Annotated in this window: 21 protein-coding genes; 12 read left to right on the forward strand and 9 right to left on the reverse strand. The window is 62.9% G+C overall.

What is annotated here, in order from left to right; translation table 11 throughout:
• Positions 1-13: 13 nt before the first annotated feature.
• The 6 genes from JLC71_RS01840 to JLC71_RS01865 are packed head-to-tail and all read left to right on the forward strand — an operon-like array spanning position 14 to position 5,689.
• The gene (locus tag JLC71_RS01840) at positions 14-1,093 is read left to right on the forward strand and encodes an ABC transporter substrate-binding protein (RefSeq protein ID WP_200916985.1); all 1,080 of its coding nucleotides are present in this window, start codon (positions 14-16) and stop codon (positions 1,091-1,093) included.
• On the forward strand, positions 1,090-2,154 hold the full coding sequence (locus JLC71_RS01845) for a PhnD/SsuA/transferrin family substrate-binding protein (RefSeq protein ID WP_200916986.1): 1,065 nt from the start codon (positions 1,090-1,092) through the stop codon (positions 2,152-2,154). Before JLC71_RS01840 ends, JLC71_RS01845 begins: the two co-directional genes overlap by 4 nt.
• A complete protein-coding gene (locus JLC71_RS01850; RefSeq protein ID WP_200916987.1) occupies positions 2,151-3,365 on the forward strand; it encodes an MFS transporter in 1,215 nt (404 codons plus the stop codon). The genes JLC71_RS01845 and JLC71_RS01850 overlap by 4 nt, the downstream gene beginning before the upstream one ends.
• A 1-nt stretch (position 3,366) precedes the next feature.
• Positions 3,367-4,161: an ABC transporter permease gene (locus JLC71_RS01855; RefSeq protein ID WP_200916988.1), complete on the forward strand. Its 795-nt coding sequence runs from the start codon at positions 3,367-3,369 to the stop codon at positions 4,159-4,161.
• A 10-nt stretch (positions 4,162-4,171) separates the two neighbouring features.
• A complete protein-coding gene (locus JLC71_RS01860) occupies positions 4,172-4,936 on the forward strand; it encodes an ABC transporter permease (RefSeq protein WP_200916989.1) in 765 nt (254 codons plus the stop codon).
• 60 nt (positions 4,937-4,996) lie between these two features.
• Complete coding sequence (locus tag JLC71_RS01865) at positions 4,997-5,689, forward strand: class II aldolase/adducin family protein (protein WP_200916990.1); 693 nt, start codon at positions 4,997-4,999, stop codon at positions 5,687-5,689.
• A 6-nt stretch (positions 5,690-5,695) separates the two neighbouring features.
• Here the strand turns inward: JLC71_RS01865 and JLC71_RS01870 are convergent, their stop codons facing one another.
• Positions 5,696-6,199 (reverse strand): methylated-DNA--[protein]-cysteine S-methyltransferase, encoded by a 504-nt coding sequence (locus JLC71_RS01870; RefSeq protein ID WP_200916991.1) that lies wholly within the window; start codon positions 6,197-6,199, stop codon positions 5,696-5,698.
• Positions 6,200-6,375: 176 nt separating this feature from the next.
• On the opposite strand from JLC71_RS01870, the gene JLC71_RS01875 reads away from it, so the two are divergent.
• Together JLC71_RS01875 and JLC71_RS01880 are read left to right on the forward strand one after the other, a co-directional pair.
• Positions 6,376-7,107, forward strand: a complete 732-nt coding sequence (locus JLC71_RS01875; protein WP_200916992.1) for a helix-turn-helix domain-containing protein — start codon at positions 6,376-6,378, stop codon at positions 7,105-7,107.
• Positions 7,108-7,188: 81 nt separating this feature from the next.
• Positions 7,189-8,118 carry a DMT family transporter gene (locus JLC71_RS01880; protein ID WP_236250944.1) on the forward strand — a complete coding sequence of 310 codons (930 nt, stop codon included), beginning with the start codon at positions 7,189-7,191 and terminating at the stop codon, positions 8,116-8,118.
• 9 nt (positions 8,119-8,127) lie between these two features.
• On the opposite strand, the gene JLC71_RS01885 is transcribed toward JLC71_RS01880, so the two are convergent.
• The 4 genes from JLC71_RS01885 to JLC71_RS01900 all read right to left on the reverse strand — a co-directional run bounded on the left by JLC71_RS01885 (position 8,128) and on the right by JLC71_RS01900 (position 11,737).
• Positions 8,128-8,484 (reverse strand): RidA family protein, encoded by a 357-nt coding sequence (locus tag JLC71_RS01885; RefSeq protein WP_200916993.1) that lies wholly within the window; start codon positions 8,482-8,484, stop codon positions 8,128-8,130.
• Positions 8,485-8,558: 74 nt separating this feature from the next.
• A complete protein-coding gene (locus JLC71_RS01890) occupies positions 8,559-9,683 on the reverse strand; it encodes a Card1-like endonuclease domain-containing protein (RefSeq protein WP_200916994.1) in 1,125 nt (374 codons plus the stop codon).
• 124 nt (positions 9,684-9,807) lie between these two features.
• Positions 9,808-10,908 carry a patatin-like phospholipase family protein gene (locus JLC71_RS01895; RefSeq protein ID WP_200916995.1) on the reverse strand — a complete coding sequence of 367 codons (1,101 nt, stop codon included), beginning with the start codon at positions 10,906-10,908 and terminating at the stop codon, positions 9,808-9,810.
• 46 nt (positions 10,909-10,954) lie between these two features.
• Complete coding sequence (locus tag JLC71_RS01900) at positions 10,955-11,737, reverse strand: 3-hydroxybutyrate dehydrogenase (protein ID WP_200916996.1); 783 nt, start codon at positions 11,735-11,737, stop codon at positions 10,955-10,957.
• Positions 11,738-11,903: 166 nt separating this feature from the next.
• Between JLC71_RS01900 and JLC71_RS01905 the strand changes: the two genes are divergently transcribed.
• The 4 genes from JLC71_RS01905 to JLC71_RS01920 all read left to right on the forward strand — a co-directional run bounded on the left by JLC71_RS01905 (position 11,904) and on the right by JLC71_RS01920 (position 16,425).
• Positions 11,904-13,199 (forward strand): DUF445 domain-containing protein, encoded by a 1,296-nt coding sequence (locus tag JLC71_RS01905; RefSeq protein ID WP_200916997.1) that lies wholly within the window; start codon positions 11,904-11,906, stop codon positions 13,197-13,199.
• A gap of 48 nt (positions 13,200-13,247) precedes the next feature.
• On the forward strand, positions 13,248-14,267 hold the full coding sequence (gene ltaE / locus JLC71_RS01910; protein WP_200916998.1) for a low-specificity L-threonine aldolase: 1,020 nt from the start codon (positions 13,248-13,250) through the stop codon (positions 14,265-14,267).
• A gap of 42 nt (positions 14,268-14,309) precedes the next feature.
• The gene (gene def, locus JLC71_RS01915; protein WP_200916999.1) at positions 14,310-14,846 is read left to right on the forward strand and encodes a peptide deformylase; all 537 of its coding nucleotides are present in this window, start codon (positions 14,310-14,312) and stop codon (positions 14,844-14,846) included.
• A 244-nt stretch (positions 14,847-15,090) separates the two neighbouring features.
• Positions 15,091-16,425 (forward strand): site-specific DNA-methyltransferase, encoded by a 1,335-nt coding sequence (locus JLC71_RS01920; protein ID WP_200917000.1) that lies wholly within the window; start codon positions 15,091-15,093, stop codon positions 16,423-16,425.
• On the opposite strand, the gene JLC71_RS01925 is transcribed toward JLC71_RS01920, so the two are convergent.
• From JLC71_RS01925 to JLC71_RS01940, 4 genes are all read right to left on the reverse strand, one after another.
• Complete coding sequence (locus JLC71_RS01925) at positions 16,422-17,309, reverse strand: hypothetical protein (RefSeq protein WP_200917001.1); 888 nt, start codon at positions 17,307-17,309, stop codon at positions 16,422-16,424. The two genes, JLC71_RS01920 and JLC71_RS01925, sit on opposite strands and share 4 nt — an antisense overlap.
• 289 nt (positions 17,310-17,598) lie before the next feature.
• On the reverse strand, positions 17,599-18,135 hold the full coding sequence (locus JLC71_RS01930) for a glutathione peroxidase (RefSeq protein ID WP_200917002.1): 537 nt from the start codon (positions 18,133-18,135) through the stop codon (positions 17,599-17,601).
• A gap of 85 nt (positions 18,136-18,220) precedes the next feature.
• A complete protein-coding gene (locus JLC71_RS01935; RefSeq protein WP_200917003.1) occupies positions 18,221-19,513 on the reverse strand; it encodes an ABC transporter ATP-binding protein in 1,293 nt (430 codons plus the stop codon).
• 12 nt (positions 19,514-19,525) lie between these two features.
• The gene (locus JLC71_RS01940) at positions 19,526-21,253 is read right to left on the reverse strand and encodes an ABC transporter permease (RefSeq protein ID WP_200917004.1); all 1,728 of its coding nucleotides are present in this window, start codon (positions 21,251-21,253) and stop codon (positions 19,526-19,528) included.
• Positions 21,254-21,416: the final 163 nt, after the last annotated feature.

The raw sequence follows: 21,416 nt of genomic DNA on the forward strand, positions 1-21,416 counted from the left end.
TGACGGACAAACCATGACGACTTCCACGACTTCCTCTCCCGATACGCTCTGGTTCACCCGCTGCCCGGTGCCGACGCCGCTCGGTATCGCCGCCCATCTGGGCTGGCTCGACGACGCCTTCGCCGCCGAACCGGTCCGCGTGCGCTCGCTGCAGCAGGCCGGCGCCGAGGCCGTCCGGCACGCGCATGTCGATCATTCGCTCGCCAATGCCTTCCGCCAGGGCGGCAGCATTCCGGCGATCTGGGCGCGTGCCGCCGGCGCCGACACCCGCGTGATCGGGCTGAGCTGGATCGACGAATCGCAGGTGCTGCTGGCGCTGCCGCAGGCCGGCATCCGCGACATCGCCGATCTCAGGGGCAAACGCATCGGCCTGCCGTTGCGCGCCGGCGAGCGCATCGACATTTTCCGCGCCGCGGCGCTGCGCGGTTTTGCCAGCGCGCTGTCGCTCGCCGACCTGAGCCTGGCCGATGTCGAGCTGGTCGACGTGCCGGTAACCGCCGCGCCGGCCGATGCCGAGCCGTTGCGCGCGCATTTCGCCAACCCGGGCAGCGTCACCAGCCGTGCGCTGTACGCCGCCGAGGGGCGGGCGCTGGTGCGCGGCGAGGTCGATGCGATCTACGCCAAGGGCTCGCTCGGCCTTGAAACCGCGCAGCTGCTCGGTGCGCAGGTGATCACCGATATCGGCTTCCATCCCGACCCGGCCATCCGCATCAACAACGGCTCGCCACGGCCGATCACCGTCAGCGCCGCGCTGCTGGCCGAGCGGCCCGATCTGGTCGACCGTTTCCTGGGCCGCGTGCTCGACGTCGACGGTTGGGCGCGCGTGAACCAGAAGCAGGTGCATTACCAGCTCGGCCGTGAAACCGGTTCGACCGAACCGTGGCTGCGTCTCGCTTACGGCGACGAGGTGCACGAGCGCTTCGGCACCGGCCTGCAGCTTGAGGCGATCGCCGCGCTCGGCCAGTTCAAGGATTTCCTGCTCGCACACGGCTTCTTGCCGGGTGATGTCGATATCGCGGCCTGGATCGATCCGGCGCCGCTGCAAAGGCTGGCGGCGACGACCGCCCAGCCTGAACCGAAGGAACACAGATGAAGCGCAAACCGCTGTTGACCGCCTTGCTGGCGGTACTGATCACCACGCTCTCGCCACTGGCCAGCGCCGCCGACGCCGTGCGCGAGGTGCGCATTTCGACGATTTCCTACGCCAGCAACGGCAAGACCAGTTACTCGGGCACATCCGGGCTGATCGCGCAGCAGGGCGATCTCGAAAAGGCGCTGGCCAAACGCGGCGTCAAGCTGACCTGGGTGCCGGTGTCCACGGCTGCGGTCGGGCCGCAGATCAACGAGGCCTTCGCCAACCGGCGGATCGATTTCGCCGGTTATGGCGATCTGCCGTCGGTGATTGCCAACGCCTCGGGCATCAGAACGAAGCTGCTGGTGCCGGGCGGCACGTCGACGACGTATCTGGTCGTGCCGACCGGTTCGAGCGTGAAATCGATCGCCGACCTCAAGGGCAAGCGCATTGCGCTGCACCGCAGCCGGCCCTGGGAGTTCCCCTTCCTGCAACTGGCACAGGCCAACCGGCTCGGGCCGAACGACTTCAAGCTGGTGAACCTGAACCCGCAGGCCGGTGCGGCTGCGCTGAGCTCGGGCAGTGTCGATGCGTTCTTCACGCTGTCGGATGCGTGGCTGCTGGTCGACAAGGGCGTCGGCAAGGTCATCTGGAACTCGAAGCAGTCGCCGGAAAGCTGGCAGATGCGCGCCGAACTGTGGGGCGCCAGCGATTTCGTCGCCGCGAACCCGGAAGTGACCCAGCTGGTCGTCGATGCCTACGTGAAGGCGGCGCACTGGGCGTCGCTCGAACAGAACCGCGATGCCTACATCCGGCTGCAGGCGGCTTCGGGCCTGCCCGAGAGCGTGATCAAGCGCGATTACGACGGCGATGCGACCGCGTGGAAGCAGCGCGCCTCGCCGCTGTTCACCGACGCACTGGCCGCGCATTACCGCGACGAGGCGCGCTATGCCAAGGGCGCGAAGCTGATCGGCAAGGACGTCGACATGCCGGCGACGTTCGAGCCGCGCTTCGTCAATGCCGCGCTCAAATCGCTCGGGCTGACGCAGTTCTGGGCCGATACGAAGGTAGCCCGCCAATGAGTGCTGCCCGCGACGCCGGCGTGCCTCCGTGCGGTTTCCTGCTGCATTTCGTACTGCTGGCGATGCTCAGCGGCGCGACCATCGGCACGGCCAAACTGGTCACGACCTTCTATGCGCTGCATCTGGGCGCCGATGCGGCGCAGGTCGGCTTCATCTCGGCGATGGAATCGCTGGGCATGGTGCTGGTGACGGTGCCGGCGGGTTTCCTGATCGCCCGCTTCGGCGCGCGGCGGGTGTATTTCATCGCCAGTCTGGGGCCGCTGCTGCTGAACCTGCTGATTCCGTTCACCAGCGTCTGGTACGCGATCGCGCTGACGCAATTGCTGATCGGCCTGTGCATCCCGTTCCGTATCGTCTCGATGAACAGCGCTTTTCTCGAACACCTGAAACACGCCGGCAGCAGCCGGGCCGGCTGGTACAGGGCGGCGCTGGTGGTCGGCATCGGCCTGTGCGGGCCGGCGGTCGCCGATCTGCTCGGCGCACGGCTGGGCAATACCGGCATTTTCGCCGTCGTCGCCGCCAGCTTTGCCGTGATGGCGGTGTACGGCCACGCCTTTCTGCCCGAAGCGCGGCCGGTGGCGCCACCTGAGGCCGGCCCGGCGACGGGCATGCTGGCCGGCCTGCGCGACATGCTCCGCAGTCCGGAGATCGGCAACAGTTGCCTGATCGAGGTGCTGGCGGGCGCGACCAATGCGCTGTACGGCACCTTCATCATGGTGGTGGCGATCCAGTCGCTGCACATGAGCCGTGCCGAGGCGCTGCAACTGGTGATGGTGCAGGGCGCGGCATCGGTGCTCTGGCTGATGGGGCTGGGGCGCGTGGTGTCGCGGCTGAGCGAGCGTCAGGTCTATCCCTTCAGCGTGGCCGCGGCCAGCGGCGGGCTGATGCTGCTCGGTACCGGGCAGGGTTTCGCCGCGCTGGCCGCCGGTGCGGTGCTGATGAGCTTGGGCGCGGCAATGATCCACCTGCTGAACATGACCCAGCTCAGCCGCCACAGCATGGACAAGAGCCGCATCTCCGGGCTGTTCAATCTGGCGTCGATGGCCGGCGCATTCGCCGGTGCGATGGCCGGCAGCCTGCTGAACCGCTGGATGCCCGTCCAGCATGTCTTCCTCGCATGGATTCCGATGGTGTTGCTGACGACGCTGGCGTGCCGCGTGCACGCCGGCCGCCATGCCGGACGTGCCGCGCTGAACGCGGCGGGAGCATGAAATGAACAAACCGGTTTCCTTGCCGTGGCCGATTCAGTGGCCGGCCTGGCGGATTGCGCTGCCGTGGTCGTCGCTGAGCGTGCCGCTGCTGTTGCTGCTCGGCTGGGCGGCGCTGGTCGGCAGCGGCTGGATTTCGCCGCAACTGCTGCCGTCGCCGCTGGCCGTGGCCGACGCCGGCATCGCGCTGTGGCAGGACGGCGAGCTGCAGGGGCATCTGGACGTGAGCCTGACCCGGCTGGCGATCGGCTTCTCGCTCGGCGCGCTCGGCGGCCTCGTCTTCGGCGCCGCGATGGCGGTGTCGCGCAATGTCGAGGATTACGCCGGCGGGCTGTTCCACCTGTTCCGGCACATCCCGACGATCGCGCTGATTCCGCCCTTCATCCTTGCCTTCGGCGTCGGTGAAACCTTCAAGATCCTCATCGTCGTGAAGGGCGTGTTTTTCCCGGTGGCGATCGCCGCGCACGATGCGGTGCGGAACATTCCGGCCGGCTATTTCGAAGTCGCCCGGCTCTACAAGCTGTCGCGTACGGCCACCGTGTTCCACCTGCTGATCCCGGCCACGCTGCCATCGATCCTGACCGGCCTGCGCATCGGCCTCGACCGCTCGTGGATGCTGCTCGTCGTCGCCGAACAGATCGCCGCCGAGAACGGCATCGGCCAGATGATGGAAATGGCGCGGCAGATCTTCCGCATCGACATCGTCATGCTCGGCGTCGTACTGACCGGCGTGATCGGCTTCGCGCTCGACCGCAGCGTGCGCCAGCTCGAAACGCTGACCCTGCGCTGGAAGCGCTGAGGACATGATGATGACCCTTTCCGAATCAAGCCGCCGCAGGCTCAAACCGCTGTTGCTGCCGGTGCTGCTGCTGATCGTCTGGCAGTGGCTGTCGGGGCAGGGGCAGGCCTATGCGATGGTGTTCGTGCCGGCATCGCAGATGCTGGCCGGGATAGCCGAACTCGTCCGCAGCGGCGAGCTCTGGCACGCGCTCAGCGCCAGCCTCGCGCGGATGGCGCTGGGGCTGGCGATCGGCGTGGGGTCGGGCTTCGTGCTGGCGGTGCTGACCGTGTCGTCGCGGCCGCTGGACCGGGTGCTGACGCCGGTGCTGAACGCCGTGCGACAGGTGCCGCTGCTGGGCTGGGCGCCGTTGCTGGGGCTGTGGCTCGGCAACGGCGAGCCGGCCAAGCTCTTCGTCATCGGCATGGCGGCCTTTTTCCCGACCCTGCTCGGCGCGCATGAAGGGCTGAGCGGCGTCGACCGGCGCTACCGCGAGCTGGCGGCGATCTCGAAGCTGTCGCCGTGGCGCGCCTTTGCCGACGTCACGCTGCCGGCGGCCAGCCCGAGCGTACTCACCGGCGTTTCGCAGTCGCTGGCCGTGGCATGGATGGCCGCGATCGGTACCGAGCTGCTGTTCGCCGCCGGCCCGGGGCTGGGCACGCTGATGTTCACCGCCGAGACCGGTGCCCGCATGGACATCGTGCTGGTCTGCGTCGCGGTGATCGGCGCGCTCGGCTACACGCTGAGCCGCGGTTTCGAGCGGCTGGCGCACTGGCTGCTGCGCTGGCGTTGCTGAGCTTCATCCCATCAAACCCGCATACGCCCGCCAGGGCATCGATACCCCCAAGGAGACATGATGTCTGACAATCAGCCCACCACCTCGAAACTCGAACTCGCCGAATTCGTCGCGCAGGCGCAGCGCGATTTCGAGCAGGCCAGCCGCGTGCTGCGCGACACCCGCACGCTGTCGGCAACGAACACCTTCCAGGCGATCACCCGCGTGCCCGGGCAGGCTGCGCTGGTGGTGCAGTCGGCGCCGGGGCCGTGGGACGAGAAGGGCGCCGAGCCGGCGGTGATCCGCATCGACGGCACGCCGGTGTCGGGCAACGGCCGGCAGGGCGCAGGTGGCGCCCGCTACGGCCGGATCTTCGCGCAGCGCCCGGAGATCAATACCGTCATCCACGTGCACACGCCGTATCTGGGCGGCTGGGCCAGCGCCCACCGGGTGTTGCCGATCCGCTATGCGCCGGCGCAACGGGTGACGCTGGCGCGCGAGATTCCGGTCTACATCGACCGCCGCCCGGCCGAGGCGAGCTTCATCCTCGACCGGATCGCTGAGAACCCGCATACGCCGGCCATTCTCGAAGCCAACGGCGGCGCAACATTCTGGGGCAAGAGCATCCTCGCCGTGTCGCAGTACATCCTGCTGCTCGAAGAAGCCGCCTACTTCCAGGGGCTGGCCGAGCAGCTCGGCGGCGGCAAGGAATTCGGCCCCGGCGTGCTCGAACAGCAGTGGCGCATGGGTGGCTTGTACCCGGCAGCGGCCTGATCCGGCTCAGTCGGCGGTGTCGAACAATCCGCCGCCGGCTTCCAGCGCCAGCAGCATCCGTTTGGCCTGCAGCCCGCCGGCAAAGCCGGTCAGCTGCCCCGATGCGCCGACGACCCGGTGACACGGCGCGATGATCGAAATCGGGTTCCGGCCGTTGGCCGCGCCGACGGCACGCACGGCCCTGACGTTGCCGATCTGTCTGGCGATGTCCAGATAGCTGCGCGTTTCGCCGAATGGAATCGTCAGCAGCGCCGCCCAGACCTGCTGCTGGAAGGCGGTACCGCTGAACGACAGCGCAATCTCGAAACGGGTGCGCCGGCCGTCGAAGTATTCGCCGAGCTGGCGCGTTGTTTCGATCAGCACCGGTTGCTCGCGGTCCTCGGTCATTGCGCCGAGCGGCACCCGTCCGGGCTTGTCGTTCTCCCACAGGATGGCAACGAGGGCCGCGTCGTCGGCAACGAGCTTGAGCTTGCCGAGCGGCGAGTCGATGTACGCATACTGGTACGACATGTTTGTTCCCGGATGAGGTCGGTGCGCGTTTCGCCACCGGCGAATGTTCGCGTGATGCCAAGCCTTGGCGACGTATTCGGGTGACTTTACCGCATGGGCATCAAGGGCGTCGCAGCGCCGGCCAGTAGGTTTTGCGGCAAGTCGACGACGCCATACGGCTGGCGTATGGTCCGGGTATGGATCTCCTGCTTCCTCTGAGTCTGCGCAGCTACGGTGCCGGCGGTGCGTCACACCAGCACACGCACGTCCAGCTGGTGCTGCCGGTGCTTGGCCGGCTCGACATCGAGGTCGGCGGCAGCGGCGGCCGGCTGGATGTCGCACGCGGTGCCTTCATAGCGCCGGATACCGCCCACGCCCAGTCGGCCGAAGGCGAGAACCGCTTTCTGGTGCTCGATTGCGAGGTCGCTGATCTGGGTGACGATGTGGTCGAGCGCTTGCGGCGACAGACCTTTGTGCCCATTTCGGCGGCGACGCGCAGGCTGATCGAGTTCATCGATCTGGCCTGCCACGACCGCAGCGTGCCGGCCGCCGTGGCGCAACACGGCCTGCCCTTGCTGCTCGCATCGCTCGTGCCGGCTGCGCCGCAGCCGCGGCGTCTTGATGCCTTGCGCCGGCATGTCGAGGCGAGGCCGGGGGAGGACTGGAGCGTGGCGAGTATGGCCGCCGAAGTCGGGCTGAGCGCGAGCCGGCTGCATGTATTGTTCCGCGCCGAAACCGGCCAGACGCCGCAGGCCTGGCTGGCCGGCTTGCGGCTGCAGGCGGTGCAGGACGCGCTGCGCCATTCCGACCGGCCGATCGCGCAACTGGCATTGGATGCCGGCTACGCCGACCAGAGCGCGCTGACCCGCGCGCTGCGCATGGCGACCGGCGAAACGCCCGCGGCCTTTCGCAAACGCCACCGGCAGTAGTCCCGGTATAAAACGCGCGAGTGCCGGCCAAGACCGGTGCCAAGCGCCCGCTTATGCTTGCCGTCACAGGAGGAGGGCAGTATGCGCGGACGGATGGTGATCGCGGTGGGCAATGGCGTGGCGGCGGGGGCGCTGTGGGGCGGCGTGTTCCTGGCGCCGCAGGTGCTCGCCGGCTTCTCGGCGCTGCAGCTGTCGGCGGCCCGCTATCTGGTTTACGGCCTGGCGGCCGCGCTATTGCTGTTGCCGCGCTGGCGCGCGCTGACGCTCGGCCGCGACGAGTGGCTGGCGCTGCTCGGGCTGGGCCTGCTCGGCAACATCGTCTACTACATCCTGCTGGCGAATGCGGTGCGCTGGGCCGGCGGCGCGGCGACGTCGCTGATCATCGGCATGCTGCCGGTCGTCGTCACGCTGGTCGGCGCGCGCGACCATGGCGCGGTGCAGGTGCGCAAGCTGGTCTGGCCGCTGTGTCTGTGCGTGCTGGGGGTGGGGCTGGTCGGCATCGAGGCCATGCGGGCCGAAACCGGGCTGGCAAGTTCCGGCTTGCGGGCGGCCGGCCTGCTGTGCGCCTTCGGCGCGCTGGCATCGTGGGCGGTGTATTCGGTCGTCAACAGCCGCTGGCTGGCGCGGCGGCCGGACATTTCCGGGCATGACTGGTCGCTGCTGACCGGGGTGGTGACCGGCGGGCTGGCCTTGCTGCTGGTGGCGCCGGCATTCGGCGGCCCGCAACAGGGGCATCAGGCGTCGGACTGGCTGTGGTTCTGGAGTGTCACCACTGCGGTCGCAATCTGCGCGTCCATCCTCGGCAACGGTCTGTGGAACCGTGTCAGCCGGCTGTTGCCGCTGACGCTGGTCGGCCAGATGATCATCTTCGAAACGGTGTTCGCGCTGCTCTACGGTTTTCTGTGGGCCCAGCGCCTGCCGACGGTGCTTGAGGCGTCGGCCATCGCCTGCCTGCTGGCCGGCGTGCTCTGGTGCACCATGGCGCACCGGGACACGCGGGTTTCGGGGTGAGGCGCCGGGTCAGCCCAAGGTGGCGGCGGTGAAGGCGATTTCGATCTGCAGGTCCGGCGAGGCCAATTCGGCGCGCACGCACGCGCGTGCCGGCGCACTGCCTTCGGGCAGCCATTCGGCCCAGATCTCGTTCAGTACCTTGCGGTTGGCCAGATCGGGCAGATAGATCGTCACCATCATCAGCCGGCTTTTGTCCGAGCCGATCGCCGCGAGCGTGCGCTCGGCCTGCGCCAGCAGTGCGCGGGTCTGTTCGGCGAAGCTATCGCCGCTTTCGGGGACTTCGACGAAGCAGGCGATGCGGTTGAAAACCACCGCATCCGACCAGATCGGGGTTGGGTTGAGACGCTGAATGTCTTGATTGCTCATGAAGTGCTCCGGTCAAGAAAGAGACGCCGGCCAAAGGCCGGCCATGACCGAATTATGCACCGGCACATTCAAACTTAATGTGCGCTGAGCCAATCCTTGAGGTGTTGCCGCAGATCGACGAGATCGTGGCCGCAAACGATTTCGATGTCTTGTTGCTCGGCGCGGTGGATCTCATGATCGGTTGGCCGGCTGACACTGACCAGCATTGCCCGGGCGTCCAGTTCGGACAGGTGCGAGACGCTGTCGAGCTTGAACAGCACCTCATTGCCGACACCTCGGCCGATCTGGCGGTTTTCCGGTTGCTGGGTCTTGCATTCGACCAGATAGAGCTGGTTGTTGCACAGCAAGGCCAGGTCGTATTCGTTTTTGACGCCGTCGTGAGTGACGATCTGCACGCCACACGCCACATCATGAATGGCGCACTGGCCGATCAGGCTGGCGGCTTCGGCGAACAGCCAGTATTCGAGCCAGCCTCCGTTGAGAAAGCGTAGCGCCTGTGCATCGCGCAGCTTCAGCTCGCCGCCGTGCAGCAGCGTGATCAGCCCGGCCTGTTCGATCGCCATCAAATAGGGCTGCAGTTCGCGCGGCAGTGGCGCGGTCAGGCCATTTGCATCGGCGCGAACGACATGCTGCATCAGCGAATACAACTGGCGCGGATCGTTGCTGGCAAACCAGGCCATATGGCGGGCGAGTTTTTCCAGCGGTGGTTTGCGGTGCTTCAGGTCAAGCGAGGTTTCGATGACGTCGCAGCCGAACAGACCGAAATATCCTTCCAGCGTCAGCCGGTCGGCGACGTTGTGGCCTTGCGCCGGCTGCACATTGGGCAGGTGGTTGAGCCAGACCAGCGTATCGCGTTCGGGGTGGATCACGAAGCTGGGCACCTGTCGCAGCAGCGCGACCTCTTGCGCCAGCGCTGCAAGGATGGGGCTGGCGCCGCTGAGGTTGATCAGCGTCGGCATTGGCGCTTCGTGGATGATTTGTGCCAGCGTGCCGCGCAGCAGTGATGGCGAATCCTCGCCGGTCAGCTCGATGATGTCGCATTTGATCTGCGCCGCCGCAGCGATGTCGGCAATGTCGGCGGCCGCGTTCAGCCGGTGGCTGTGTGCGGCGACGGTCATGTGCTGGATGCCGAAGATCCGGTCGAGCGCGGGGGTGAGGATGTCGGAGTGGACGGTATCGATGGGGCAGAGCAGATGCATGGTGGATCCGTACGAAGCGGCGAATGGCCGAGTCTAGCAGCGAAGCGCCGGCATGCATTGCCTTGCCGTGCGGATGTTGTAGTCAGTCTGCAGCGGCGCGTTGGCGTGCCGCTGCAGGCCCGGATCAGCCGAGCTCGAGCGCGCTCATGCGCCCGTTGAGAAACTGCCGCGCTTGCGATTCGCCATCACGAATCAGCCGGCCCAGATTTTCCGGGCTGCGATCCAGTTTGCTCTCGTAATCGAGATCGTCCTGCAAGGCTTGCGACATTTCGATAAACGGAATGTGATAGGGCTGCGCCGGTTCATTCTCGAAGCAGCGCGGGATCAGCACCGGTTCGGTGATCTGGAACTGGTTGAGGAAATCGGTGTTGAATGCGCCGCGCCGCAACAAGTCGTTCAGGAAGCCGATGCTGTTCAATTGATGAAACAGCGACATATTGCCGACCATCTCGTTGCGCCGATCAAGGATCTGCTCGGGTGCCCGCGGCACCGTGTTGCAACCGGTCGGGTTGATCTTGATGACCCAGATTTCGTCGGGCAGGTTGTCGGCGCCGACAAAGGCGGCTTTGGCCAGCTCGTCGACCGGCGGATTATCGGAAAACAGCCCGTCCCAGTAGGCGCCACCATCGAACTCGACCGCAGGGAAAAGGTTGGGCACCGCGCATGACGACAGCAGATGCTCGATGCGGATGGATTGTTCGCGCGAATTGAATTTGACCTGCTGGCCGGACAGGATTTCGGCGGCGCCCAGCAGCAGCGCCGGCAGATCGGGACGCGGCCCGCTGGCGGCCAGTTCGTCGAAATCGATGTGCTTGCTCAGCAGCGCATGAAAATCGGTGAAGTGCGGCCGCAATTGCGAGGTGGACAGACTCATCATCGTCTGCAGCAGCGGCGAGTACGGGCTGAAATTGAACTGCGGCAACTGGCCCCTGTTGGTGGCACGCAGCGATTCGGTGATGTAGTGGTTGAAATGCTCCTCGGCTTGCGTCTGCGCGGTGTTGTCGGCCCAGAGCGCCATCATCCGGCCCGGGACGTCGTCGTCGCCTTTCAGCAGCGCGTACCAGACCAGCGCAGCGCACAAGGCGCCGCCGGAGGTGCCGCTGATGCTGGTCAGGCGGAAATGCTCGCCGAAGCCGTTGTCGTACAGTGCCTTCAGCGCGCCGGCGGTGAAGGCGGTCTGGCTGCCGCCACCCTGGCAGGCGATGGCGATTTTTCGTTTTGTCATGATTTCTCCCTGATGTTTTTATATTGGGCGGTCTATCGTTTGCCGATCAATGCGCCGTCCAGCCGCCGTCCACCGGCAGTGCGGTGCCGGTGAGCGATTTGGCGCCGTCGCTGCACAGGAACACGGCGAGCGCGCCCAGTTCGTCGACCTCGACAAAGCGCTTGGTCGCCTGCGAGGCCAGCAACACATCGCGGATGACTGCTTCTTCGCTGATGCCGCGCGCTTTGGCGGTATCGGGAATCTGCTTTTGTACCAGCGGCGTCATCACATAGCCGGGGCAGATGGCATTGGCGGTGATGCCGTACTCGGCCAGTTCGAGCGCAACGGTCTTGGTCAGCCCGAGCACGCCGTGCTTGGAGGCGACATAGGCCGATTTGAACGGCGATGCCACCAGTGCATGCGCCGAGGCGATATTGATGATCCGGCCCCAGCCGCGTGCCTTCATGCCCGGCACCGCGAGGCGGATGGCGTGAAAGGCCGCGCTCAGGTTGAGCGCGATGATCAGGTCCCATTTCTCCGGCGGGAAATCCTCGATCGGCGAGACATGTTGCACGCCGGCGTTGTTGACGAGGATGTCGAGCCGGCCGTGCTCGGTCTCGACCTTGGCGATCAGCTCGGCCACCGCATCGGCACGGCTCAGATCGGCGCCGATGAAGCTGATGCTGGCGCCGGTATCGGCGGCCAGTTGCGCGCGCGTTGCTTCGATCTCTTCGGGTTTGCCCAAACCGTTGAGCACCACCGTGGCGCCTTCGCGGGCGAAGGCATGGGCGATACCCAGGCCGATGCCGCTGGTCGATCCGGTCACCAGTGCGACTTTTCCTTTGAGCATGAATCGTCCTTCATGATTGAGTGGGGTACTGCAGCGGTATAGCACCGAATCATGTCACCTGAGTGCTGGCTATTATGGCGATGACATCATCGGTAATGTAAAGCGGGCATTGGTCTGCGTGCGCCGCGCTGTTATCGTTAGGGTTGATTCAACGATTCGAGCCGTGATGTCATCGGACACATTTACCGCCGCGCTCTACGCCCAGCGCGAAGCCGAAAAAAGGCAGCGCCTGCAGCGATCCCGCGCCGGCGCAACCGGTTTGCTGCTGTTGATGGCGGCCTTGGCGCTGCTGGCCTTGCTGGTGGGCGGCGGCCGTGGTGGCTGGGGTTATCTTGCGGCGTTTGCCGAGGCGGCGGTCATCGGTGGGCTGGCCGACTGGTTTGCGATCACCGCACTGTTCAAGCATCCGATGGGGCTGCCGATTCCGCACACGGCGATCGTGCCGCAGAACAAGGCGCGGATCGCCGATAGCCTCGGGCAATTCATCGAAACGCACTTCCTTCTGCCCGATGTGCTGGCCAAGCGCATCGATGCGTTCAATCCGGCGCGGCGGCTGGCGGTATGGCTGGCGCGGCCCAACAATGGCCGGCAGCTGACCGAACAGGGGACGCAGTTCTTTCGTTTTTTGCTCGACATGCTCGACGATTCCAAAATGAGCCTGCTGGTGCGCGATCTGGCGCTGAAGCAGCTGGCACAGATTGATCTCGCCGGTCGCATCGCCGCGCTGCTGCGGATCGTTCGCAAGGCCGATGGCCATCAGCAGGTGTTCGAGAGTGTGGTGCGCACCGCGCTGGCGCGGCTGGATACACCGCAAACGCAAGATTATCTGGCCACGCTGATCGCCAATGAATTCAATGTGCTGCGCTGGGTGGCGCTGGATGAAGCGGGCGGCCGCTATCTGGCGCGCAAGCTGATTGCGGCCAGCTCGCACGAGCTGGAACGCGCACTGGCGGATCATGAACACCCGCTGCGGCTGGCCTTCGATACCCAGCTAACCGACTGGATGAGCGCGCTCGAACATGATCCGCAGACACGCCAGCAACTGGCTGCGTGGCAACGATCCTTGCTGGATGATTCGCGCTTGCAGCAGGGGCTGGACGGGCTGTGGCGCGACGTACTCGGCTGGCTGCGTAATGACCTGGAGCGCGATGATTCGCAGATTCGCGCCAAATTGGGCGGCGCGGTCAAGCAGCTCGGGCGGCGCCTGCGCGACGATGTGGTTTTTGCCGACTGGCTCAATCTGCGTTTGCGCACCTTCGCCGCGCAATCGTTGACGCGCTACCGCAGTGAAATCGGCATATTCATCGCCGATCAGCTCAAGGCGTGGGATGACAAGGTGCTGGCCGACCGGCTGGAAACCAATGTCGGCATTGATCTGCAGTTCATTCGCGTCAACGGCACGCTGGTGGGCGGCCTGATCGGCCTGCTGATCTATGCCGTGCGGCAGTTTGCCGGCCTGTGAGCCGCTGGCTGTTTTCTTATACATGTATGGATTCAGGAAGGTTTTGCGATGCAATGGATCGATGTACGCAGTGACACCGTCACCCAGCCGACCCCGGCAATGCGCGCGGCCATGGCCGATGCCGTCGTCGGCGACGACGTGTACGGCGACGATCCGACCGTCGCAGCGCTTGAAACCGCCGCCGCCGCCGCGCTGGGCAAAGACGCGGCGCTGTTCGTGCCCAGCGGCACTTTCGGCAACCAGCTCGCCTTGTTCACCCATTGCGAGCGCGGCGACGAAGTGATCGTGGCCGAGGACAGCCATATCGTCTGGCACGAAGTGGGCGGCGCGGCGATCATCGCCGGCGTCAACCTGCGCCCGGTGCTGCAGCTCAATGGCGACGCGGTACGCACGCGCATTCGCCCGGGCGGCGACATCCATTTGCCGCGCACCGGCCTCGTTTGCATCGAGAACGCCCGTGGCAATGGCAGCGTGATGCCGCTGGAGACGATGCGCGAGCTCTGGGACGTCGCCCAAGCCGCTGGTATTCCGGTACACCTCGACGGCGCACGGCTGTTCAACGCCGCGGCGGCGCTCGGCGTCGAAGCGCGCGAGCTGACGCAATACGCCGACAGCGTGATGTTCTGTTTATCCAAGGGGCTGGCGGCGCCGGTCGGCTCCATCCTCGCCGGCCCGGCGGACTTCATCGAACGCGCGCGGAAAAAGCGCAAGCTGATGGGCGGCGGGCTGCGTCAGGTCGGCGTGCTCGCCGCGCCGGGGCTGATTGCGCTGGACGAAATGAGCTTGCGGCTGCATGACGACCACGCCAATGCCAGACTGCTGGCCGAGCTGCTCGAACAGCTACCGGGTGTGGTGGTGCACCGTGACCAGCTTGATATCAATATGGTGTTTTTCGAGCTGCTCGATATCCATCTGGATGCCGACGCAGTGATTGCCAAAATGCTGGCGCAGGGCATCAAGGCCAATCTGCCTGAAGCCGGCGTCTGGCGTTTCGTCACCCACTGGCAGGTGGGCCGCAGCGAAGTCGAGCAAGTCGCCGCAGCCTTCGGCGCAGCGCTGCGCCGCTAATCAGGCTGCGCAGCGCATTCAAGCAAATTCAGTGAGTGAAAAATGGCGATTCGACCGGTTCTGAAAATGGGTACCCCAAGCCTGCTGCAGCAATCCGAGCCGGTGCAGGCTTTTGATACACCCGAGCTGCACGCGCTGATCGTCGACCTGTTCGACACCATGCACGCCACCGATGGCGTCGGCATCGCCGCGCCGCAGATCGGCATCAACCTGCAGGTGGTGATCTTCGGTTTCGACGCCAACCCGCGCTATCCCCACGCTGCGCCGGTGCCGCCGACGGTGCTGATCAACCCAGTGATCACGCCGCTGTCCCAGGAACTGGAAGAGGGCTGGGAAGGCTGCCTCTCAGTCCCCGGCCTGCGCGGCGAAGTGCCGCGCTATACCCGGATCCGCTATCAGGGCTTCGATGCGCAGGGGCAGGTGATCGATCGCGAGGTGGATGGCTTTCATGCCCGCGTGGTGCAGCATGAATGCGACCACCTGTGGGGCATTCTCTACCCGCAGCGGATTCGCGATATGACCCGGTTCGGGTATACCGATGTGCTGTTTCCGGGCTTGCCCGACACGCCGGATGAGTGAGCTAGGCAAGGGGAAAGGCGCGCAGCGATTGCCTTGTTAAGCGAGAGACTGGCGTTAGCTCTAATGGCTGTTTTCGACTCGCCGGAGGCATTCGAGCTCGGTGTGTCGTGATTGGAATAACAGTAACGCACCCGAAGCTGCTTGTTTTCCGAACATGGCCGCTCGTCACAACGGCTAGGGTAGATTCTCCCAGCTCCTACTATTAATGCTAACATTCAGTACCCCGGTTACCTAAAAAAATATCATGGCTGTTGGACTCAACAAATCAGAACTTACTGATGAAGCAAAGTTGACGGTGGCGCGTGATCCCCGCCTCTCTCCCGCCTTGCCGCCATCGAACACAAAGGTTTCCCTCAGCTATCCAGGTAAATTGTCTGAAAGCGATGTTCTCAAATCAGTATCGACCAGGTATAAGAAGCTAGATGGTTCTTCAATCATTGATGTAGATGGCATCGGTTCAAATGGTTTCGTATGGGCTGATAATTGGTTTGGCCTTCATTCTTTACTGAATACCAAGACGAAAGCACAATTGATCTATCTTGATCCACCATATGCCACTGGGTATGACTTCCAATCACGGGGTCAAGAGCATGCATATAATGATTCACTTGGTGATGCCGCATATATTGAGTTCATGCGCCGACGGTTAATTTTGCTTCGGGAGCTGCTTGATGATACGGGCTCCATTTATGTTCACATTGGGCACCAGATGGTCTCCGAGCTCAAGATGCTCTTAGATGAAGTCTTCGGAAAACGCAATTTTAGAAATTTGATTTCTCGCAAAAAATGCAGCAGCAAAAACTTCACAAAGAATCAGTATTCAAATATGAATGACTATGTGCTGTTCTATACGAAGTCTGCTAATTACATCTGGAACCGCCCTTCACAGAAACCTGATCCAGAGTGGATTGCCAAGGAATACTCTAAGGTTGATGAGAAAGGTCAATTCAAACTGGTGCCTATTCATGCTCCCGGCGTACGGCATGGCGAAACTGGGTCGGCTTGGCGGGGAATGATGCCGCCTCCGGGAAAACACTGGCAGTATCAACCATCCAAGCTTGATGAACTGGATGTGAAAGGGGAAATACACTGGTCGAAGACAGGAAATCCCCGCCGGAAGGTCTATCTGACTGAAGATAAAAGCATCGGCTTGTCGGATTACTGGGATCAGTATAGAGATGCTCATCATCAGAGCATCTTGATAACTGGTTATCCAACAGAAAAAAACTTCGACATGCTTAAGATGATCGTCGGTGCAAGTAGCAATCCCGGCGATTTGGTAATCGACCCATTTTGTGGATCCGGATCAACACTACATGCCGCAGAAGCTCTTGGGCGCCGATGGATTGGAATCGATCAGTCGTTCCTTGCAGCAAAAACGGTAACGGAGCGGTTATTGCGTGGAAGAAAGCCGATGGGCGACTACGTCAAACGGGATGGGTCTCTTGATCTTTTCCCTCAAATAAGTGTTACCGCACAACATGAGAAAGCCGAAGCAAACTTCAACGTCTATCTTGATGATGAAATCGCTTCGGCGTATCCGACAGAGCTAAGTGAGCTGTCGGCGCTCCTGCGCTAAATATGCGATAGCCAGTCAGCGGTAATACGGGATGGAGCTGTCTTCATGGTGGTAACTCTTACGTTGCCGCTCCAAGAGCCATCAAGCTTGCATGCTTCCGCCCAAGTATCGTTGTGAATCAGGCCGGGCCCGTCTGCCAGGAAGAGCAGACGGAACTTCTCACCGGTCGAGTTAAAGAGCTCCCTTGCTTTTCCAACCTTGTCAGAGTTTCCGCCAGTTCTGTCATCGGATTGTGCACCACCGCGAGTCGAGTCATAGCGGGCAAAGCCAATGGCACAGACCGTTTTGCTCTTAGCATTGCGGATGACGAAGTCGCAAGGGTAGCTGCCAGAATAGTTAGGGAACACACTTGACAACTCGATATCACGGCCTGCACCTCTCGGGCCTTCAATCGTAAAAATCCCATGGAAACTATTCTCAAACCAAGTAAAGAAGGCTTCCGTCAGAAAGTAGCCCAGCTGCCCTTTAGTGTCATATTCACCGATCAAAGCTGCTAAAGCTGCTTCTTGATCCTTGGTCAAGGAAGCCATCTGTTGCTGAAGTAAGTCAACGCGCTTGAAAGTATGACCAAGCGATTGAATCAAACTGTTGGTTGACACTTTGGTTATTTTTTTGGCCATTTCGGTGTCGAGAACCGGAGACACGCACCGGCGGAACATTTTAAGCAATGACATTCGTTGGTTGGCTGTAAATGCTGACGAACGAATTCGACCGAGAAGTTCTTCCGTAGACTGTGACTCGGCAACTAGAGCTTTGAAGCGTGCGATGTCCTCAACGTACTTGATTTGGCACGAGTCCAAAATTTCGGGAAAGCGTATTGATGCATCAATAGCTGTGATAATTTTATTTGGCTCAGTAATCGACGCCAGGTACTTGACGGGCATGAGTTCCTCCTCTATGTGCTCGAGAGAGAGAAGGGTAACACATGTTTTCAAAGGGCTTCAGTAGAGCCAAAGCTGAGCTCCTTGAATAAGCATCAGCCCAATACATCTTGCAGAGACATCGTGCGGCAATCAGGTGATAGTGAACCACTTAGGTATCTGTAGGCGCTATTAAAGTTTAGCGTTGGCCGAAAGCTTTCCATTCGCCTCGAATGCAGCGAATGACCACTTTTTTCCGAAGCGATCCATTGGAATAGCCCTGCATTTTTGGGCTTTGAAGGGCGAGATACGCTCAGCGCAGCCACCCCTCAATCTTGCCGATGATTTCCTTGTCGTCCGGTTCTGTCACCGAGCTGTATGCGGTCACCGTTTTGCCATCCGGGGCGATCAGGTATTTGTAGAAATTCCATTTCGGCGTGGTGCCGCTGGCCTTGATCAGGTCGCGAAAGAACGGATTGACGTCCTTACCCCATACCGCTGATTTCTCCATCATCGGGAACTGCACCATATAGGTCAGCCGGCAGAAGTCGCCGATTTCCTTGTTCGACTCAAGTTCCTGTTTGAAGTCGTTCGACGGGAAGCCGACCACCAGCAGGCCGCGATCCTTGTATTTGGCGCTGAGCTTTTCCAGCTTGTCGAACTGCGGCGCGAAGCCACACTTGCTCGCGGTGTTGACCACCAGCACCGGCTTGCCGGCGGCCTGGCACAGATCGAAGGGCTGGCCTTGCAGCGTTTTGAACTGGTGGTTGAGCAGCGGCGGGCAGGCAGCCAAACCAGGGGTAGCAAGAAAAGCGGTCAGGGCCGTTAAAACCAGGGTGAGCGCACGCATGGCGAAATCTCCGGGAGGATGACATCAACGTACGCTGGCCTTGGTGCTCACGCAATCCTGGCCGGCGCAATGGCCGAAGCGGCGCTCAGTGTTCCTCTACCTCGGGCAGCTGGATCATCCCGGTGTGGTAGTTGTATTCGTAGACTTCGCCATAACGGCCCCACTCGATTACCACCTTGAGTACGCGCTCGGCTTCCTCGGCGTCGAGCGATTCGCGCAGCAGTTTGAGGAAGGGCTCTTCCCGTAGCTCGCCATCGGTTTCCTGTTGCAGGCTGTGGTGAATATGCGCCGCCAGCGGTACATGGGCGAGTAGCTGTTTGCCGAACAGTTGTTGGCGCGCGGTGTTGTCGGCGGCGACATATTCGTGCCCCAACGGGGTAACGACCGCATCGCCGTGTGCAAGCTGCAGCAGGCCAAACAGGTGCAGCGCTTCGGTCAACGGCAGCAGTTCGTCGTCGGTCAGCTCGGTTTCCTCGGCTAGCTTCGGCAGGTCGGCGCGGCCGTTGAACGGCGGCTCCATCAAGAGTTCGAGTACGCCCTCCATCCGGTGGATATCGGCCTCGGGCAGCCGGCTCGCCAGCGCCAGGCGGGCTTCCTCGGCGGTACGGCGAGGCGCCTTGGCGGTCATCAGTGCGTAGATCTGGTCGATCAGCGAGCGCACTTGCGGGCTGTCGGCATCACGCGGCCGTGGCAGCGGAATGCGCAACTCGGCGCGTACCCGACCGGGGTCGCTGGCGAAAATCAGCACCCGGTCGGCCATCATCACCGCTTCCTCGATATTGTGCGAAACCACGAGAATGCCCTTCATCGGCGTGGTTTGACCTTCCCACAGCTCGAGCATGTCGTCTCGCAATTGCTCGCCGGTCAGCACGTCGAGCGCCGAAAACGCTTCGTCCATCAGCAGCACATCGGGTTCCATCACCAGCGCGCGGGCGATGCCGACACGCTGGCGCATGCCACCCGAGAGTTCGCGCGGCAGCGCGCCTTCAAAGCCCGAGAGGCCGATCATGTCGATCGCGGCCTCGGCGCGGCGTGCGCGTGCGGCGGCGGCAACGCCCTGTGCCTCAAGGCCGAGTTCGACGTTCTGCTGCACCGTCAGCCACGGAAACAGCGCGAACGACTGAAACACCATGCAGATGCCGCGTGCCGGACCATACAGCGGCTGGCCGCGATACCGCACCTCGCCGCCGTCGGCGTTGATCAGCCCGGCCATGATGCGCAACAGCGTCGATTTGCCCGAGCCCGACTGCCCCAGCAGGGCGACGATTTCGCCGTCGGCGAGTGTGAAGTCGACGCCGGACAGCACGGTGCGCGCGGCGCCGTCGGCCGAGCGGAACGACTTGCCGACGTTTTTCAGTTCGATCAGTTTTTCGGTCATGGTCGTGAATTCTTAGAAATGCATTTTCGATTCGGCGATCCGGTACAGCCGGCGCCAGACGAAGTGGTTGAGGCTCATCACGAACACGCACATCACGCCGATGCCCAGCGCAATGCGCGGGAAGTCGCCGGCGGCGGTCATCTGCGCGATATAGCTGCCCAGGCCCTCGGCCTTGAGCGTCGTCGGCCCCCACGAGACGTATTCGGCGACGATGCTGGCGTTCCACGAACCGCCGCTGGCGGTGATCGCGCCGGTGACGAAGCTCGGGAATACCGCCGGCAGCAGGTAGCGCTTCCATTTGAGCCAGCCGGTCAGCCCGAGATTCTGCGCGGCATAGCGCAGCTCGGTCGGCACCGTCGAGGCGCCGGCGATGACGTTGAAGAGGATGTACCACTGGGTGCCGAGCACCATCAGCGGCGACAGCCAGATGTTCGGATTCAGGCCGAAATGCACGATGGCCATCACCGCGATCGGAAACATCAGGTTGGCCGGGAAGGCGGCGAGGAACTGTGCGATCGCCTGCAAGCGGTCGGCCCAGCGCGGGTTCATGCCGATCCAGATACCGATCGGCACCCAGACCAGCGCTGCCAGGCCGATCAGCAGCAGCACGCGGATCAGCGTGTAGAAGCCGAGCACGAACACCCGACCCACCTCGGCCCAGCCGACCTCGGCGTGGACGAAGCTGAACAACTGGTACGCGGCGAACAGCGCTAACGCGGCGATAAGCGCATCGACGGCGCGTGATTGCCATCCTGGCGCCGTCTGTTCGCGGGCAAGGATAGAGGTGCCATCATGGGTTTTACGAAACCAGGTGAAGCTGCGCTCGAACACCGCAACACCCGAGAGCGCCACCTTTTGCAATACGTCGGTACGGCGGATCAGCGTCAGCAGCCACGAGGATTGGCCGGATTCGCTGCCGGTGGCTTCGAAGCGGAACTTGTCGGCCCAGGCGAGCAGCGGCCGGAAGAACAGCTGGTCGTACAGCAGAATGCCAAAACCCATCGCGGCAATCGCCCAGCCGATCGCGCTCAGATCTTGCGCCTGGATCGCCACGGCGATGTAGGAGCCGATGCCGGGCAGCTTGATGTCCTGCCCGGAGACCGAGATCGCTTCGGAGGCAACGACGAAAAACCAGCCGCCCGACATCGACATCATCATGTTCCACAACAGCTGCGGCATCGCATAAGGCAGCTCCAGCCGCCAGAAGCGTTGCCAGCCCGAAAGCTGGAACACCCGCGCGGCTTCGGACAGCTCGCTGGGGACTGTGCGCATCGATTGATAGAGCGAGAACGCCATATTCCACGCCTGCGACGTGAAGATGGCGAAAATCGCCGCGCATTCGACGCCGAACAGATTGCCGGGAAAGAGCGCAATGAAACCGGTGACGGTGATCGACAGAAAGCCCAGTACCGGGATCGACTGGAGGATGTCGAGCATCGGTACCAGCACCTTTTCACAGGCGCGGCTTTTAGCCGCCAGCGCGGCGAACACGAAGGCGAACAGCAAGGACGCTGCCAGTGCGATAAACATTCGCAAGGTGGTGCGCAGCAGGTAATAGGGCAGCGATTCCGGATCGAGCGAAATCGGCAAGACCGCGCCGAGCTGGTAGGGCGCGACCATCTGCCGCGCACCGTAGGCCAGCAGCACCAGCGCCGCGAGCACCAGCGGCAGCAGCACCCAATCCCAGCGGTTGCCGCCGGCGTCGACGACCTGGCGGGGGAAGTATTGAAAACGGATCATCGGCGGTTCGGTGGGGTTCGTTATGGCTCAGTATGGCCGAGCGGTACGGGTAGCGGCTATGCCTGCGCGTGATGTTAACGCGCGAAGGTCAAAACGGTTGTCCTGCGCGTGAGTGCATCGCCACCTTACGCGCATTCTTTTGCCCGGCGATGACGAAAAAATA

Source organism: Jeongeupia sp. HS-3 (assembly GCF_015140455.1).
GTDB lineage: Bacteria > Pseudomonadota > Gammaproteobacteria > Burkholderiales > Chitinibacteraceae > Jeongeupia.